Source organism: Nocardioides sp. CPCC 206348 (assembly GCF_048654705.1).
Lineage (GTDB): Bacteria > Actinomycetota > Actinomycetes > Propionibacteriales > Nocardioidaceae > Nocardioides.
The window spans coordinates 140,120-140,824 of record NZ_JBMCZA010000243.1 but is presented as its reverse complement, the minus strand read 5'-3'; the positions used below and the strand labels follow the sequence as shown (position 1 = coordinate 140,824).

General features: G+C 72.8%; 1 protein-coding gene. It reads right to left on the bottom strand.

Features of this window, described 5'->3' with window-relative positions:
• The coding region (locus ACOADB_RS29060) for an MMPL family transporter (RefSeq protein ID WP_378607572.1) at positions 1 to 705 on the bottom strand (705 nt) is incomplete at both ends.

The window sequence follows — 705 nt, the reverse complement described above, 5'->3', positions numbered from 1 at the left end:
GTCATGCCGCGCGACAGCCGGGTGGTGGCGGTGGCGATCGAGTCGGCACCCTCCACGGCCTGCTCGGCACCGTCCGCGAGCTGGCCCGCACCGTCGTCGAGCTGGCCGGCGCCCTCGGCGAGCTGCTCTGCCCCGTCGGCACCCTCGGCGATGTCGCCACGGGCCTTGCCGAGCCGGTCCCCGATCAGGCCGGACTGGTAGGCGACGGACGCCTGCGTGATCGGCTCGCCGCCCGGTCGCGTGATGCTGCGGACCAGGGCCACGCCTTCGTGGCGGGCGAGCGAGGACGACGCCTGCTCGATGAGGGCGAGGTCCTTGGTGTTGCGCAGGTCGTGGTCGGCCTGGACCAGGACGTAGTCGGGCAGCACCTCGTTGACCGGGAAGTGCCGGTCGAGCAGGGCGTAGCCACGATTGCTCTCCGCGTCGTCGGCCAGCGGTTCACGGACGTCGTAGGACAGGTTGGCCAGGGGGAAGACCGCGGCGAGCAGCAGCAGCGGGACCAGCGAAACGGTCAGCATCCGGACCGGGTGCGCGGCGACGAGACCGGCGATGCGCTGCCACACGGCGGCACCACCCGACTCGCGCGGCTCGGCCCAGCCGCGCTGGCCGGCCAACGCGAGCAGCGCCGGCGTCAGGGTGAGGCTGACCAACAGGTTGACCGCGATGCTCACCGCGATCGCCGGGCCCGTCGTGTTGAAGAAGCCG